Here is a 14,443-nt window from a genome sequence, read left to right as displayed (position 1 = left end):
AAATCAAGGAAGGAGGATCTTCGTTATGGGTAAAGTTATCACCGTCTGGGGAAGCCCCGGCAGCGGCAAATCCATGTTCTGCTGTATTCTGGCAAAAGCCCTGACCCGGGACAAGCGGAAAGCCATCATTATCAATGCCGATATGAATGTCCCTATGCTGCCGGTCTGGCTGCCGGAGCAGATCATCCAGACCAATACCTCTATCGGCCAGGTTTTGAGCAGTGTGGAGATTGATACATCTCTGGTTGCCAGTCATGTGACAGTGCTGAAAAACTATCCCTTCATTGGGATGATGGGCTATGCGGCAGGAGAAAACCCGCTGAGCTACCCGGAGGTCAAATATACCATGGTACTGCAGCTCATTCATGCTGCCGCCAAACTGGTAGATTTCGTCATTCTGGACTGCAGCACCAGCATGACCAATGTGTTCACTCCCGCCGCCATTGAAGCCGGCGATGTGGTCATCCGTATCCTCACCCCGGACCTAAAGGGCATCAACTACCTGAAAGCCCATCAGCCTCTGCTTGTGGACGAGCGCTTCCGGTTTTCTGAGCATATGACATTCGCCGGTCTGGCCCGTCCCTTCCACGCCTTGGATGAAATGGGCTATATCATTGGCGGGTTTGACGGCCTGCTTCCCTACAGTAAGGAGATCGACCGCTGTGCTACCGAAGGCGGTATGTTCAAGGCTATCACCTACTGTAACCCCAAATACACTGCTTCACTGAACAAGGTACTGGAAATTCTGGAGCAAATGGAACTGGCCGAGCAGTCAGAGGAGGATGTGGCGTATGAATGTGAGGAGGATGCCGATGAGTAATTTGAATGATATATTCTTCACACCGGCCGCCAATCAGGAGCTGACCTATGACCAGGTACTGGAGGATGTACAGCGGTATTTTGCCGAAAACCATGCCTCCACCATTGCCGAAGCTGGGGAAGGCAATGCAGAGCGTGCCACAAGCCTGCTGAAAGAACTGATGGAACACTACATTGTCAAACGCAAATATGCCCTTGACGGACTCTCTACAAAAGAACTGTGTTCCAAGCTCTATGAAGACATGGCCGGCTACTCCTTTTTGAAGAAATGGATCTATAAGCCCGGTGTTGAGGAGGTCAACATCAACGCCTACAACGACATTGAAGTGATCGAATCCAGTGGGCGCAGTATCAAGATCCCTGATAAATTCAGTTCGCCCCAGCACGCCATCGATGTGATCCGCCGAATGCTCAACGCCTGCGGCATGGTCATTGATGATACTATGCCCAGCATTGTGGGATTTCTGGACAAGAACATCCGTATTTCGGTGGACAAAACTCCCATTGTGGATGCAGATGTAGGCGTCAATGCCTCCATCCGTATCGTCAATCAGCAGACCGTCAGTGAAGAAAAACTGCTGAACTCCGGCAGTGCCACCGCTGAAATGCTTCACTTTCTGACTGCCTGTATCCGATATGGGGTGTCCGTCTGCATTGCCGGCTCCACCGGCTCCGGCAAAACCACGATCATGGCCTGGCTGCTGTCCAATGTGCCCAATAACCGGCGCCTTATTACCATTGAAGAAGGCAGCCGCGAATTTGATCTGGTCAAGCGGGATGCGCAGGGCAATATCCTTAATTCCGTAGTACATCTGCTGACCCGCCCCAGCGAGAACCCTGCGTTGAACATCAATCAGGATTTTCTTCTGGAGCGGGTGCTGCGTAAGCATCCGGATGTCATCGGCGTGGGTGAAATGCGGTCAGCAGCAGAAAGCTTGTCCGCAGCCGAAAGTTCCCGCACCGGCCATACCGTATGTACCACCATCCACTCCAATTCCTGCAACAGTACTTACCGCAGGATGATGACCCTTGCCAAACGCAAGTACAACATGGATGACTCCATCCTCATGCAGATCATGGTAGAGGCGTATCCCATCATCGTCTTTACCAAGCAGCTGGAGGACCGTTCCCGTAAGATCATGGAGATCATCGAGGGCGAGGACTACCAGGACGGGCGGCTGATCGCCCATTCCCTATACAAATATGAAGTGGAGGACAATGTAACTGATGACCGTGGTGAAACCCGTGTTGTAGGGCACCATAAAAAAATTGGCTTGATCTCCGATTCCTTGAAGAAAAGGCTGCTGGACAATGGCATTTCCAACAAGGAATTGGAAGAATTCATGCAGCCGCCAAAGGAGGTGAGTTAATTGCAATGGATCTATCTTATCTGTTTTATCCTGCTCAGTGCTGGGCTTTTGGCTCTGTTTGGTGTGAAGCCGGGTGATTTTATTGACGCCCTCTTCCGCTCCCAGCGAAAATCCGCCACCTTGTCGGATGAACTGAATGTTCTTCTGGGCACACCAGCCAAGGGCTTTTTTAATCAGGATTACGAACTGAAACAGATCTTGAAGGGTACCGGACGGGCGGACCGCTATGAGGCAATAAAACGACTGTCCCTGATTCTGTTCGCTGTGGGGGCTGTGCTGGCTCTTTTGATTGGGAATGTGTACATGGTGCCCATTCTGGGTATCGGTTTTTCTCTTATACCGATCTGGTATCTGCGCAGCACTGCCGCCAGCTATAAAAAGCACCTGAATGAAGAACTGGAAACCGCTATTTCCATCATCACGACTTCCTACCTGCGCACCGAGGATCTGATCCGTTCTGTCAAGGAAAACCTGCCCTATATCAATGAGCCGGTAAAAGCCAACTTTGAAGCCTTCGTTTATGAAGCGGAATTGATCAACGCCAACATCACCAGTGCTATCAACAGCCTGAAGATGAAGATTCCCAACCGAATCTTCCATGAATGGTGCGGCACCCTCATCCAGTGCCAGTCCGACCGCAGTATGAAGAATACCCTTCCTACCATCAACCAGAAATTCTCCGATGTGCGTGTGGTGCAGTCGGAACTTGAGGCAATGATGCAAGGGCCGCGGCGTGAAGCCATCACCATGATATTTCTGGTTATCGCCAATGTGCCGCTGCTCTATTTCTTGAATGAGGATTGGTTCCACACCCTTATCTTCACCACACCGGGCAAAATTGCACTGGCGATCTGCGCAGCCATCATCCTATTTGCGCTGACCCAGATCATGAAACTGAGCAAGCCCATCGAATATGGAGGTGATAGCGTATGACTTTTCTGGCGCTCATCGCCATCATCTTCTTCGGTTTTGCTGTCTACAACCTGACCTGCGCCTTTGTGGACATCCCGACCAAGAAGACCTCACAAATGATGATGCTCTCCCGCAAACAGCAGGGCACCAAAAACGAAAAGCTGCTTGATGTCTATGTGACAAAAATCGCCGGTTGGATCGCCCCTTATTTGCGGCTGGACCGGCTCAAGCGCAATAAGGTACAACGCGCTCTGGACATTGCAGGTCTGCAGCTTACCCCGGAGGTCTATACAGCCAGAGCCTGGGTAACTGCAGGGGCAGTTGGCCTGTGTGCCATCCCCATGGCACTTCTTATTCCGCTGCTGGTGCCTATTTTGATCGGTCTTGCAGTGGCGCTGTGGTTTTCAACCTACTATGCAGCCTTTGATTTTGTCAAAAAACGCCGCAAACTGATTGAGGGCGAGATTCCCCGATTTGCTTTGACCGTCGGCCAGAGCCTTGAAAATGACAGGGATGTACTTAAAATTCTGACTTCCTACCGCCGTGTGGCTGGGAAAGACTTCGGTGCCGAGCTGGATCAGACCATTGCTGATATGAAGACCGGCAACTATGAAAATGCCCTTATTCGATTTGAAACCCGCATTGGCAGCCCCATGCTGTCCGATGTGATCCGTGGCCTGATTGGTGTCCTGCGCGGTGATGACCAGCGGATGTACTTCAAAATGATTACCTTCGATATGCGTCAGATCGAGCAGAACAATCTGAAAAAGGAAGCTGCCAAACGTCCCAAAAAGATCCAGCGTTACTCTATGATGATGCTGATTTGCATTATGATCATCTATCTGGTGGTGCTCTGTACCGAGGTTATGAGTTCGCTTGGGGCGTTCTTTGGCTAATCGGCATCCGCCACGGTACTTCCGGGCGTTTTCATACCTGCTCCTCATATGGAAGACAGATACACAGGGAGGTGAGCGTTTGTACCCAAGCGATTTTCCATAGCGGCAGGCACACCATTCTTTTTCATCTGGACTGAGCCGGACTGTTTCATCAGCCCGGCTCCATTTTTTACAGGAGAATGCCTATGCCCAAAAAGAAATTTTATCCGCCGAATGATACCGGCACCAAAAAACGCCGCTTTCGTTGCTTGCTGTTCCAACGGCCTAAAGCATATCCGAACCGGCCCCGTTCCAACAAAAACAATCTGATCAAGCCTATCCGCCGCGCTTAACAGACGGTGGACTTGATATACCTATCCACTCAATCATCAAACATATAACAGGAGGTTACCCATGAGAAAATTCACGACCCATATCTATACCAAAGCCAACTATCTGCTCAACCGCGGCCGTATGGCATTGTCCAATCAGCGCGGCGATTTTTACATTTCGGACGCCGTCAAGATCATTATCGCCGTAGTTTTGGGTGCGCTGCTCCTGGCGGCTCTGACCCTCATCTTCAATGATACGGTCATCCCCCGCATCACCCAGGAGATTGAAAGTCTGTTCTCCTAAGCACCAAATCAGGGGGCCAGTTTGCAGAACTTCTGCAGCTGGCCCCCTTTTTTATTTGCAGATAACGACTAATGGAGGTGAAAGCATGAATCAAAAACCGTGTCAGTTCTATTCCTTTCTGCAGGCAGTCCGGGGTAACTGGCGTAACGCCCTGTTCATCCGCTGCAGCGGTTCACTTTGTCCAATGATCCGGCAGGCATCCTGTGAGGGATTCCTGATGGCAGCAGACGCAGGCTGTCAGCCGATCTTTCTGTCCGTCCAGACAGTACGGAAGCTGAGTGGAGAAGCAGTAGACCCCGAAGAATGCTCTGCCATTCTGGAGTGCCGCTCGTTCCGGACTGCTTATAGCAGGTTTCTGGAATGGCATACCTCTTCGGACCATGTATGTCCATTTTTACAGCTGGCTCCAGATAAGGATACCTACTTCGGGTGATTCTGCCTGTTACGACGCAATGCCGCCGTCATCGGCGCGTAATGGAGGTGATTTTATTGAAACAAAAGCAAATCAAATGTCCGTACTGTCATGCTCACGCTTCTCTTCGGCCTGCAAGCCTTGTGTATGGGGCTACCCCACAGGCCAGAGGAAAGTACCTGTATGTCTGCGACAGATGGCCGGTCTGCAATGCCTATGTCAGTGCTCATGAGCGCACATTGCTCCCAATGGGGACACTGGCGAATGGCGATCTGCGCCACAAACGCATTCTGGCCCATCGTGCCCTAAAAAAACTGCAGCAGGACTGCCAGATGGAAAAATGGGAGGTCTATATCTGGCTGCAAGCCAAGCTGGGGCTGGATGCGCGCCAGACTCACATCGGTCAGTTTTCCGAGTATATGTGTGAGCAAGTCATTTCCCTCTGTCAGCAGGCTCCGGTGTATACATCCGGGCGTGCTGCCTGAACGGAGGTGAAGCCGGATGAAGCAAAACTTTAAGCTTACCAAAGACCAGCAGACGCTGGTAGAAAAAAACCTGTCCATCGTTCACTGGGTCATTGTCAACAACATTCATGTAAATCCCGGCATCTGTGGTCTGGAATACGGAGATCTGTTCCAGGAAGGGTGCCTGTGGCTCTGCAAGGCCGCCTTTACCTACCATGCCGGACAGGCGCAGTTTTCAACCTACGCCAAAAAGGTTGTAAAAAATGGACTCCTCTCCTACTGCCGCAAAATCTGTAGCCAGGGACGGCACATCAGCCGGCTGAGCATCGGAGATCAAGGCGAACTGGCTGCAGATGGAGAGCAGTTAGAACAGCCAGACGACCATTTTGACTCCCATCTTTCTCGTCTGGAGACCCTTGATCTGCTGGAAGCCAGCAAACAGAACTATCAGGGCGTTGCCAGACTTGGCATCGAAGCACTGGCGCTGAAGGTCCAGGGAATGCGCATTACAGACATCGCTGCCCTCTATCAAGTCCCTCCTTCCCATGTAGGCGCCTGGATTTCCCGTTCTCTGGAAAAACTTCGCAATGACCCTGACTTTTTGACCTGCCTGCTTTGATTTGTTGAAAATCAGCATTAACAACAGTAAGGGATATGTAATAGGAGGTATCGAAATATGGCAATCAAAACCCTATACACTGCGGTCGGCCGGTTTGAACGAAGGACAAACGGCTGCAACCGCAGTTGTCCAATCATCCTGTTAGGCGGTCAGGAGTACATGGTCGATATGCAGGAAATGGTGATTTGGAGCATGCTCAACTGGAGAATCCTGCGCTGGGATGACATCGCACAAGAATACGAAAAGCTATCCACCGCATCCGGTTACTGTACCGAGCGGTCTTGGGAAGACTGTACAAACCGCTTGCTGACCCGTGGCCTTCTGGTATCCGGCAGTGGTGAAACAGAATACGATGCTCTGTATGACCTGCTTGCCTCGCTCAGCATTATCCCAACCAGCGGACCGTTCTTTCTCCGGCTCGCCTCTTTTGTCAAGCTGACGCTGCTGGCACATGTTCCGGTATCCGCTGCGCGGAAACTGTTCCAGAAAGATAAACGCACCAAATACGAAACTCTGGTCATGCGCCTTGCCGGACAAGCCCTGCTCTCCACTGCAGAGATCATCAAGTGCATAGATAAAAATATTTCCCGCCTCCCCAATGAATGTGCGCTTTTGGATTCCCTCTACGGAGATGAAACGACCACCAGTGACAACATTGCAAGCATGGTCAAAATCAGTCAGAGCAGCAAGCCGGTGACATTAGCCGTTGCCAATCTTTATCTGCGGCAGCAGATTATCTTTGAGAGGGTATGAGCATGATGGAACAATGGACTCTTTTTCCCACTGTACTGCAGCGAAAGTTTCTGCTCACTCTGCTGGCCGGAATCGCCAGTGCGGGAATCAGCGCCATCATCTGCGTGGCGACTAAAGATCATATCCTGCTGGCATTGGGAATTATCGTACTCTGCGCCTGTCTTATATCCTGTAGAGGAGTCTGGGTGACTGCGGCACATAAGAACTACGAAGTAGTGGAAGGCATCTGCGCCGGTATCAGTACACCTATGCTCCGCCGCTACCGCAAAGTACATCTGATAGACAGCCATGGCGTAGAGATCACACTGCTTCTCAGTAAATCGGCCCGGCTTAAAATAGGCGCCCCCTACCGATTTTACTTTCAGAAAGGGGCGCGGCCTACCGTGGGAAATGACTATCTGGACGCAGCCCTTTCAACGAACAGCTTTTTGGGTTATGAAGCAATCAACGAGCCGGAGGAACATCCCGATCCATCCTCTAAATCTTGAAAATGCGAGGTGGTTTTGAACCGCCTCGCTTTCTTAAAGGGCATTTTGCAAATCATAATGACCAACGCCTGATTTTCTTATATTTTGCAGAATACATTCCTTCCGTCCCTATTTATTAGGTAGATAAAAGAAAGGAGGGTTTCCCATGTATAAGCCCCACACCATTGAACAATACAAAGTCTATCGCTTTCTGGAAGAAAACTTTGCGCTGGAGCATTTCCTGCTCGCTCCTTTGTCACGCTTCGGACTGATGCTGGAGGACAAAACCGATGAGAAAATCGCGTTTGCCTTTCTCAATAACTGTGTGCAGGAAATACCCGTACCAGCTCCAGCCGATCCGGAAACGGTAACCGCTTTTCTAAAACAATTCCGCAGCCTTACGCCCCACCCAGTCGTCCATGACTTTGAAGCGCTGACCCACTGGTGGCTGAACAATCCCAACCCGCTTACCTACCAGCAGGCACTTGGTATGTCCGATGATCTCTACCGCCATTTTCTGTCTCATCCTTTGATCAGTGAAGATGAGGCCCTTCGGCTGGCACGCAAAGGACTCGTTACCGAATCGGAATATAATGACCTGCAGCTATGGTATTTCAACGGCCATACAATGTCCTGCTGGTTTGGTCCTCTGGGAGTAGATGGCACCGGCAGCCTATACGGTCTGACCTTTGACTATCAAACGGCATCCCCAACAAAGACTCAATTCTACCTTTTGGATGACTACTACCGTGTTATGAACCATCTTACAGAGTAAGACCTTTTCAACTACTACATATCGTGCTTGTCACTGGCAATAAATCTATATATAGTGTTTTATATCTTGACAGACACAAGATCCAGTGCTATACTGAGCTTGTAATTGATTTTTGTGCGTATCCCATTTGGGAATACAGGTCTTTTTGATCTGTACCGTAGGCCAAAAGCCTGCATTGCACACGCTGTTAAGTTTGTATGCAAGTGTCAGTGATTTTTTGCGCCCTTTTAGGGCCGAAAAACTGCTGGCACTTTTTTATATAGATAATAATGCCAATGGCAGAAAGGAGTGTTATGGCACAGATTTTTGTGTTCGGGCGCGTCATGAACGACCTCGTACCCAAAGAAAGCCAGTCCAAACAAAGCTATGTATGCTTTGATCTGATGGAACGCACCAAAAACTGGACGCAGTTCTATCAGGTATGGGCCTGGGATGCAGATGTCACCCGGCTCATGCAATTCAAGGTCAAAAAAGGCAGTATGATCTGGCTTGCCGGCTCACAGCGGCTGGTAGATGTTCGCATGAAGGACGGTAAATTGGAAAAGAAACTGAAGGTCAGTCTAAATGACTTTGGTTTCCTCCCCAAACAGCCCGCCATAGCGAACAGACAGGAGAATGACCCGGACATTACTGCGGAACCCGCACCGCCTCCCACAGAGGTATTGGACGGTGACCGTGAATCCCTGCCGGAGTAGTTTACTTCGGCGCCCAAGAGGAACCGTATCAAGTTTTTCAGAATGAAACTGAAAGCTTGGTGCGGTCCCTCTTTTTTTGTTTTCCAACAAATTCAGAAAAAAGGATGGTATCAAACATGAATAATGACAGAGGACTTTTGAGCGGCAGCATCACGATCTTGATTGGTGCAGTCATCGCAATTATGGCTCTGGTACGCGGGCCCTGGCAAGTCTGGCTGCTTCTGGGCATTTTCACACTCTGGGGACTGTGGGTAGTTTTGATCCTGCTTCTCCCCTATATGCAGCAGGCTAAGCGGCATCGCCAGCGTCAGCAGCGCACCAGACAACTCCATGCAGAAGGCATCCAAACAAGAAATTTTGAAATTCCTGACCTGGGCAGCACCAGCTCCGATGACCTGCTGGTTCGCCACACCAACCATCGTATTCTGGCATATCTGCGCTCCGCTTATCCGCAAGCCACCTTCGAGTGGTGTGAAAAGCAGCCGGAGCAGCTGATCCGCAATGGCGGTACCGGCCGCATCCGTGTGTTTGGCATTGACGAGTTTGATCACGCTGATGTGACACTGGATCAGAACGCCAATATCAAATGCGATATGGTCAAGATCGTTCCGCTATCTAAGGTCGGCGGAGAAACAAGCGAGGATGATGCAACTCCTCCGAACAGGCAGCCTGTTGATCCCCGTATCTGGTATGAAACGCAGGGACGCTCTGTACTGGAAGCACTGATCTCCGACCTTAATTCCCGCGGACACAGCAAACTGACGCTTCGGGAAAACGGTGATATCTGCATTGAGCAGGGCGAAGATGCTGTTTCTCAGGAGCAGCTGAATAACTTTCCCCAGAAGGTCTACTGGCCCCGTCTGGCAGAGGTTCTGGAAAGCAATGGTCTGGCCGCTGAAGTCACTGCCCAGGGCATTCAGGTATCCTGGTAATGCTTCTGCTGCCAAGGAACACAGAGAAAGGAGTGAACTTGACGAATGAAATCAGGACTTACCATCGTGGAAATGGCACAGCAGATTGAACGCCAATCCAAACTCAAGCAAGACTATTTGCTTGATACCCGGCGACTTCAAGTAGAACCTTTTGGTTCTCAACTTTATCTCCATACCTTTGACGACCATGATGACCCACTGGTGGAGCCACTGGAGATCAACCAGATCGCCCATCGGCAGATCGGCACACATCTGAAGATTCCGGCTGCTTACTATGACCGTATGCTTTCCGATTATCCGGAACTGCTGGCGGAGAATGTGAATTCCTGGTTCCAGCGGGAACCGACCCAGCGTATGGTCCGTACTCTGGATGGCACTGTACGGGCATTTTTAAGTAACCGCTATCGCCGCATTGATAATCTGGACATTGCAGAAATCGTCCTCCCTGTCATTCAACAAATGGAGGACGCCTATTTTGAAAGCTGCCAGATCACGGACAGCCGTATGTACATCAAGGTAGTCAACAAGCGGCTTGAAGCCGAAGTTGTACCCGGTGACATCGTGCAGTCCGGTGTTATCATCAGCAATAGTGAAGTTGGACTGGGTTCCGTCAACATCCAGCCTTTGGTCTATCGGCTGGTATGCAGTAACGGCATGGTCGTCAACGATGCCCAGACTCGCCGCACTCACATCGGCCGGGTCAATGAGGCAGATGAAAACTTTCAACTGTTCTCACAGGAGACATTGGCCGCTGATGACCACGCATTTGCCATGAAGATCAAAGATACCGTGATGGCCGCCGTGGATGAAACGCGGTTTACACGGGTAGTTGGCATGATGCGTGAAGCCACAACCGTTCAGATGAATACCACTGATATTCCCGGCGTTGTCCGTCTGGCAAGCAAGGATTTCAATATCACCGAGGAAGAAAGCACCGGCGTTCTGCAGCGTCTGATTGAAGGCAAAGATCTGACCCTCTATGGGCTATCCAATGCCGTAACACGCTTTAGTCAGGATGTGGACAGCTATGACCGCGCCACTGCCCTGGAGGGGATCGGATACAATATCCTGTCCATGCCCCGACAGCAGTGGAACCGTATCAATCAGATGGCCGCCTGACCATCTGCAACCATCACAGTTTTTAAGGAGGAACCACTATGTATAATCAGAACAGCGATTTGATGAAACAGGAAAAATTCATGCTCCCCACTATGATCGAAGGCGATTTCAGCGCCGAGGAACTGGCTGAGGACGCCGATGGTCTGCAGATGAGTTTTCAGCGTGTCAAGATTCCCGCCGGCGGCACACTCCAATTTGAGATGCCGTCCGATGATCCGGACAATCCCGACTATGAAAAGAATCTGGTAGGCGTCATTCTGCATAACCACGCCACCTGCGCCTACTGGCCGGCTGGCAGCGAATATGACGACGATACCACGCCGCTTTGTTCTTCTGTGGATGGCAAGGTTGGCATCGGCACTCCCGGAGGCGCCTGTGCTGCCTGCGTGATGAACCGCTTTGGTTCTGCACCTGATGGCAGCAAAGGAAAAGCCTGTAAAAATATGCGTGTGCTCTACCTGCTTCGCAGTGGTGAGTACATGCCTCTGCAGGTAAATCTGCCTCCTACCAGCATCAAGCCCTTCAAGGAATTTCTGAACCGGGCCTTCATGCTCCGCCGCCGCGCCACTTACGGCAGTATCGTGCAGATTGGTCTCAAGCGTGAGAACAACGGCACCAATGACTACAGTGTTGCTACCTTCAAACTGCTGCAGGATTTCCAGGGCGAGGAGCTGGCTCAGATCCGGGCTTACGCCAACAGTTTTAAGGAGCAGATCAAACTCCTGCTCCAGCAGCGTGCCGAGATCACTGAGGAGCAGCGCGACACCGGCTGCGATTATGTAATCGAGCCTGGCGCCATGACCAACGAGCCGGCAGATGGTCACTATACTGTCAGTCAGATCAATGGTGACTGCGAACAGCTGCCTGCATAAGTATCTTGATGTGGTTTGTGCCACATGACACATAAACAACGGGATGCCTTCGGTCTAACACACCGGAGGTATCCCTCTTTTTTTATTTAAGGAGGAAACCATTATGTTATGTGAAGTACCATTAACCAAAGAACAGCAGACATTTGCCACCGCCCATCATAGCCTAGTCTATAAGTTTCTGAACGAAAACCGTCTGCCGGAAGATGAATTTTACGATGTAGTTATTTTCGGCTATCTGAAAGCTGTTCGGGATTATTTCTCTGACCTCACTGCACAACAGTTTACTTTTTCCACCATTGCTAATCGTAGAATGAAGTTCTGCTTGTTCGATTACTTCCGCACTCAGGAGCGCCGCAAACGCAATATGGAGATTCTCAGTATTCATGTCGGGTTATATCCTGATGGTGCGCCTTTAGAAGATACCATTCCTGCCCATGACCCAATCATGCAGCAGTTGGAAATGGATCTTCTTCTCCACGAGTTGGCCGGCAGAGTCTCTAAGCAGCAAATGGATATTGTGCATCTGAAACAGGGCGGCTATGGCATCCGTGAGATTGCCCGCACCCAGAAGGTTCCTATGCGGCGCATTAAAGAGTTGCTGGCTGAAGTCCATGATGTGCTGCTGGACATTTGCTATGGATGAACCAATTACAGATACGAAATACTCTTACATCCACATTTTCAAAAGATTGGAGGTCAAACCGAATGAAGAAAGAAAAGAAACAGATCGTTTTGAATGGTTCTCTGCTGCGTCCACTGTCTGTTGGACGGGGTGCGATTCTGCACGCCGGAGGAAACATCTACCATACTTCGCGTGTGGTGGCGATTCTGGAGGAGTCGGAGGATTGCGTCCGTTTTGAAACGCAGAACTCCCACTACTATCTGTCCATGTCCCCTTTTCCGCTGGCGGCTGTCAGTCCGCTCCCTGTGAGATTGGCCGCATGTGCGTAAAGGGACTGTAAATGGATTGGAACAGCCGGCTCCCGCTGACTATTCCACAAGTTCTGGCCGTGGCGGATACCATTCCGTCACGGCTCTTTTTATGGAGGAACAAAATGAACGAAGAAATCATGAATGAGATCCAACCAGTCCGCCCCAAAGACCAGTTTACCTTTTCCTGCCGTCAATGCGGGGCGTGCTGCCGCAATATCGAAGGCTGTGTCATGGTGGAGAGTCTGGACGCCTACTGTCTGGCCCGCTACCTCCGGGCAAAGGGTGAGCCCATCGAAGGAATAGAGGATTTCCTGTTCCGTTACTGCGAGCCAGAACCACTGACCGAGGAAGGCTTCCCTATCTATATGCTCAAGACAAAAGTCCCTAACGGCTCCTGCATCTTCCTTACGGATGGGCGCTGTTCTGTCTACCCTGCCCGTACCCGCACCTGCCGTATCTATCCTCTTACCGTAGGTCCAGGGGAGCGTGGCCGCGATTTTGAATACTGCCTGTGTCTGAACCGACACCAGAGCCACTTTACCGGCAGCCGGGTATCCGTCAAGGACTGGCTGTATCAGAATTTCAAACGGGAAGACAAAGAATATGTAAAGCGGGAATATGAGATTGCTACCGAACTGGGCAAACTGATGCGCGCCATTGATCCTGCCATGCGGCCAGGCATTGTATTCAAGGTGCTCTACTACCGCTATTACAATTTTGATTTAGACCAGCCTTTTCAGCCTCAGTATGAGCAGAATAACCGACACCTGTTAGCAGACCTGCACCGGATTGCCGGGGAACAGTAAAAGGCAAATGGCTTTTAGAAAGGGGGCCTTATTTTATGAATTTACACGAAACAGCGATGGGGCAAAGATTTTTTAATGTTCAGCTCCCCGCACTGATCAACACACTCAAAGACATTGCGGCGGCACTTTCCCGCTCTATACCATCTGCTATATCCTTTCCGGCAGACCCACGCTTTCTCACTTCGCTCTATTATGGCGAATATGAAGCAGATGTGTTCAAGCCCGATAAACGCCTCGCACCTTTTAACCAGGCAGTACAGCAGAAAGAAAAAGCTCTGCTTCCGCTGCTCTCCAACGAGGCGTCCATCGCTTTTGAACAGTATCAGGCTGCGGTACAATGCCGCAATTCTGCTGTATTGGAGCAGGCATACGCCTCTGGCTACCGTACCGCTGTGCAGATGTTTGCGGCAGGCTTAGGCCCACAGCCGCCAGTACCGGAACATGGGGAGGATAATAATGGATGAGAACAGACTGCCCGAACTGCCCCGGGAAGCTTTTCGGCCAATGATCGCGCAATCAGTCCAACTGGAACAGTTTTTGGGGGAAGAACTGACTTTTTGCTTTCGGGATCTTGATGGCGCCCATACCTTTACTACCTGCTATGGCGATATCTACAAAACGGTCAATGCACTGCGGGACTATGTCCGGCTTCTGGAATCGGTGTGCGATCAGTGGGAGCTGACTGGATTCCATCGTGCTACCTACGAGTACCATGCAGAAAAACTGCGTAAAATTGCGGATAAACTGCAAGCTGGTATCGGCTACGACTATGACAAAGCTGTAGAAAGATGCAAAAAGAAACGAGCCAGAAAGTCCCACAGCAACGATGTCGGGGAAGATGCCCTTCTACTGACGGTACGGGCTGCCGGCAAGTCCGCTGACAATGAAAAGGAGGCTGCGCCTTATGAGGAAGATACCCCTTGGGAACCTGAACTCGAATAACCCTATAAAAACACCTGTTAAAAAGTATCATGCAAGCGTTGC

The 14,443-nt window shown here is 50.6% G+C and carries 21 protein-coding genes; all 21 read left to right on the top strand.

Features of this window, described 5'->3' with window-relative positions:
• Nucleotides 1-25 precede the first annotated feature (25 nt).
• The 21 genes from LKD37_RS00895 (at nt 26) to LKD37_RS00795 (ending at nt 14,401) form a co-directional block, all read left to right on the top strand.
• On the top strand, nt 26-820 hold the full coding sequence (locus LKD37_RS00895) for a CpaE/TadZ family protein (protein WP_008394774.1): 795 nt from the start codon (nt 26-28) through the stop codon (nt 818-820).
• Entirely contained in the window at nt 813-2,189 is a 1,377-nt protein-coding gene (locus LKD37_RS00890; RefSeq protein ID WP_215725540.1) for a CpaF/VirB11 family protein, read from the top strand. The genes LKD37_RS00895 and LKD37_RS00890 overlap by 8 nt, the downstream gene beginning before the upstream one ends.
• A complete protein-coding gene (locus LKD37_RS00885; RefSeq protein WP_215725539.1) occupies nt 2,190-3,122 on the top strand; it encodes a type II secretion system F family protein in 933 nt (310 codons plus the stop codon). It begins immediately after the preceding gene.
• On the top strand, nt 3,119-3,997 hold the full coding sequence (locus LKD37_RS00880) for a type II secretion system F family protein (RefSeq protein ID WP_215725538.1): 879 nt from the start codon (nt 3,119-3,121) through the stop codon (nt 3,995-3,997). The genes LKD37_RS00885 and LKD37_RS00880 overlap by 4 nt, the downstream gene beginning before the upstream one ends.
• 185 nt (nt 3,998-4,182) lie before the next feature.
• On the top strand, nt 4,183-4,329 hold the full coding sequence (locus tag LKD37_RS00875) for a hypothetical protein (RefSeq protein ID WP_006873413.1): 147 nt from the start codon (nt 4,183-4,185) through the stop codon (nt 4,327-4,329).
• 61 nt (nt 4,330-4,390) lie between these two features.
• Entirely contained in the window at nt 4,391-4,612 is a 222-nt protein-coding gene (locus tag LKD37_RS00870; RefSeq protein WP_006873414.1) for a DUF6133 family protein, read from the top strand.
• Between the two features lie 85 nt (nt 4,613-4,697).
• On the top strand, nt 4,698-5,045 hold the full coding sequence (locus LKD37_RS00865; RefSeq protein WP_215725537.1) for a hypothetical protein: 348 nt from the start codon (nt 4,698-4,700) through the stop codon (nt 5,043-5,045).
• Nucleotides 5,046-5,086: 41 nt separating this feature from the next.
• Nucleotides 5,087-5,509, top strand: coding sequence for a zinc-finger-containing protein (locus tag LKD37_RS00860; RefSeq protein ID WP_006873416.1), 423 nt, complete (start codon nt 5,087-5,089; stop codon nt 5,507-5,509).
• A gap of 16 nt (nt 5,510-5,525) precedes the next feature.
• The gene (locus LKD37_RS00855; RefSeq protein WP_006873417.1) at nt 5,526-6,107 is read left to right on the top strand and encodes a sigma-70 family RNA polymerase sigma factor; all 582 of its coding nucleotides are present in this window, start codon (nt 5,526-5,528) and stop codon (nt 6,105-6,107) included.
• Between the two features lie 57 nt (nt 6,108-6,164).
• On the top strand, nt 6,165-6,860 hold the full coding sequence (locus LKD37_RS00850; protein WP_302927537.1) for a hypothetical protein: 696 nt from the start codon (nt 6,165-6,167) through the stop codon (nt 6,858-6,860).
• Nucleotides 6,857-7,348, top strand: a complete 492-nt coding sequence (locus LKD37_RS00845; protein ID WP_215725536.1) for a hypothetical protein — start codon at nt 6,857-6,859, stop codon at nt 7,346-7,348. The genes LKD37_RS00850 and LKD37_RS00845 overlap by 4 nt, the downstream gene beginning before the upstream one ends.
• Before the next feature lie 145 nt (nt 7,349-7,493).
• Nucleotides 7,494-8,102 carry a hypothetical protein gene (locus tag LKD37_RS00840; protein ID WP_215725535.1) on the top strand — a complete coding sequence of 203 codons (609 nt, stop codon included), beginning with the start codon at nt 7,494-7,496 and terminating at the stop codon, nt 8,100-8,102.
• Between the two features lie 293 nt (nt 8,103-8,395).
• Nucleotides 8,396-8,797 carry a single-stranded DNA-binding protein gene (locus LKD37_RS00835; protein WP_040341912.1) on the top strand — a complete coding sequence of 134 codons (402 nt, stop codon included), beginning with the start codon at nt 8,396-8,398 and terminating at the stop codon, nt 8,795-8,797.
• Between the two features lie 116 nt (nt 8,798-8,913).
• The gene (locus LKD37_RS00830) at nt 8,914-9,729 is read left to right on the top strand and encodes a hypothetical protein (protein WP_302927536.1); all 816 of its coding nucleotides are present in this window, start codon (nt 8,914-8,916) and stop codon (nt 9,727-9,729) included.
• Nucleotides 9,730-9,774: 45 nt separating this feature from the next.
• On the top strand, nt 9,775-10,848 hold the full coding sequence (locus tag LKD37_RS00825) for a DUF932 domain-containing protein (RefSeq protein ID WP_006874318.1): 1,074 nt from the start codon (nt 9,775-9,777) through the stop codon (nt 10,846-10,848).
• Nucleotides 10,849-10,886: 38 nt separating this feature from the next.
• On the top strand, nt 10,887-11,720 hold the full coding sequence (locus LKD37_RS00820; RefSeq protein WP_006874319.1) for a hypothetical protein: 834 nt from the start codon (nt 10,887-10,889) through the stop codon (nt 11,718-11,720).
• Nucleotides 11,721-11,823: 103 nt separating this feature from the next.
• Nucleotides 11,824-12,363 (top strand): hypothetical protein, encoded by a 540-nt coding sequence (locus LKD37_RS00815; protein WP_006874320.1) that lies wholly within the window; start codon nt 11,824-11,826, stop codon nt 12,361-12,363.
• A 62-nt stretch (nt 12,364-12,425) separates the two neighbouring features.
• Complete coding sequence (locus tag LKD37_RS00810; protein WP_215725533.1) at nt 12,426-12,671, top strand: hypothetical protein; 246 nt, start codon at nt 12,426-12,428, stop codon at nt 12,669-12,671.
• 104 nt (nt 12,672-12,775) lie between these two features.
• The gene (locus LKD37_RS00805; protein WP_302927535.1) at nt 12,776-13,459 is read left to right on the top strand and encodes a YkgJ family cysteine cluster protein; all 684 of its coding nucleotides are present in this window, start codon (nt 12,776-12,778) and stop codon (nt 13,457-13,459) included.
• Between the two features lie 35 nt (nt 13,460-13,494).
• Nucleotides 13,495-13,923: a DUF6809 family protein gene (locus tag LKD37_RS00800; RefSeq protein ID WP_215725531.1), complete on the top strand. Its 429-nt coding sequence runs from the start codon at nt 13,495-13,497 to the stop codon at nt 13,921-13,923.
• Nucleotides 13,916-14,401 (top strand): hypothetical protein, encoded by a 486-nt coding sequence (locus LKD37_RS00795; RefSeq protein WP_215725549.1) that lies wholly within the window; start codon nt 13,916-13,918, stop codon nt 14,399-14,401. Before LKD37_RS00800 ends, LKD37_RS00795 begins: the two co-directional genes overlap by 8 nt.
• The last annotated feature ends 42 nt before the right edge of the window (nt 14,402-14,443 follow it).

This window comes from Brotocaccenecus cirricatena (assembly GCF_020687045.1).
GTDB classification, from domain to species: Bacteria; Bacillota; Clostridia; order Oscillospirales; family Oscillospiraceae; genus Vescimonas; species Vescimonas cirricatena.
The sequence above is the reverse complement of the archived record's forward strand: the minus strand, read 5'-3'. Positions and strand labels throughout refer to the sequence as shown.

Coding starts and splice junctions, on each gene's coding strand:
- LKD37_RS00895 (WP_008394774.1), top strand. CDS start 26: ATGGGTAAAGTTATCACCGTCTGGGGAAGCCCCGGCAGCGGCAAATCC.
- LKD37_RS00890 (WP_215725540.1), top strand. CDS start 813: ATGAGTAATTTGAATGATATATTCTTCACACCGGCCGCCAATCAGGAG.
- LKD37_RS00880 (WP_215725538.1), top strand. CDS start 3,119: ATGACTTTTCTGGCGCTCATCGCCATCATCTTCTTCGGTTTTGCTGTC.
- LKD37_RS00875 (WP_006873413.1), top strand. CDS start 4,183: ATGCCCAAAAAGAAATTTTATCCGCCGAATGATACCGGCACCAAAAAA.
- LKD37_RS00870 (WP_006873414.1), top strand. CDS start 4,391: ATGAGAAAATTCACGACCCATATCTATACCAAAGCCAACTATCTGCTC.
- LKD37_RS00865 (WP_215725537.1), top strand. CDS start 4,698: ATGAATCAAAAACCGTGTCAGTTCTATTCCTTTCTGCAGGCAGTCCGG.
- LKD37_RS00860 (WP_006873416.1), top strand. CDS start 5,087: ATGGAGGTGATTTTATTGAAACAAAAGCAAATCAAATGTCCGTACTGT.
- LKD37_RS00855 (WP_006873417.1), top strand. CDS start 5,526: ATGAAGCAAAACTTTAAGCTTACCAAAGACCAGCAGACGCTGGTAGAA.
- LKD37_RS00850 (WP_302927537.1), top strand. CDS start 6,165: ATGGCAATCAAAACCCTATACACTGCGGTCGGCCGGTTTGAACGAAGG.
- LKD37_RS00845 (WP_215725536.1), top strand. CDS start 6,857: ATGAGCATGATGGAACAATGGACTCTTTTTCCCACTGTACTGCAGCGA.
- LKD37_RS00840 (WP_215725535.1), top strand. CDS start 7,494: ATGTATAAGCCCCACACCATTGAACAATACAAAGTCTATCGCTTTCTG.
- LKD37_RS00835 (WP_040341912.1), top strand. CDS start 8,396: ATGGCACAGATTTTTGTGTTCGGGCGCGTCATGAACGACCTCGTACCC.
- LKD37_RS00830 (WP_302927536.1), top strand. CDS start 8,914: ATGAATAATGACAGAGGACTTTTGAGCGGCAGCATCACGATCTTGATT.
- LKD37_RS00825 (WP_006874318.1), top strand. CDS start 9,775: ATGAAATCAGGACTTACCATCGTGGAAATGGCACAGCAGATTGAACGC.
- LKD37_RS00820 (WP_006874319.1), top strand. CDS start 10,887: ATGTATAATCAGAACAGCGATTTGATGAAACAGGAAAAATTCATGCTC.
- LKD37_RS00815 (WP_006874320.1), top strand. CDS start 11,824: ATGTTATGTGAAGTACCATTAACCAAAGAACAGCAGACATTTGCCACC.
- LKD37_RS00810 (WP_215725533.1), top strand. CDS start 12,426: ATGAAGAAAGAAAAGAAACAGATCGTTTTGAATGGTTCTCTGCTGCGT.
- LKD37_RS00805 (WP_302927535.1), top strand. CDS start 12,776: ATGAACGAAGAAATCATGAATGAGATCCAACCAGTCCGCCCCAAAGAC.
- LKD37_RS00800 (WP_215725531.1), top strand. CDS start 13,495: ATGAATTTACACGAAACAGCGATGGGGCAAAGATTTTTTAATGTTCAG.
- LKD37_RS00795 (WP_215725549.1), top strand. CDS start 13,916: ATGGATGAGAACAGACTGCCCGAACTGCCCCGGGAAGCTTTTCGGCCA.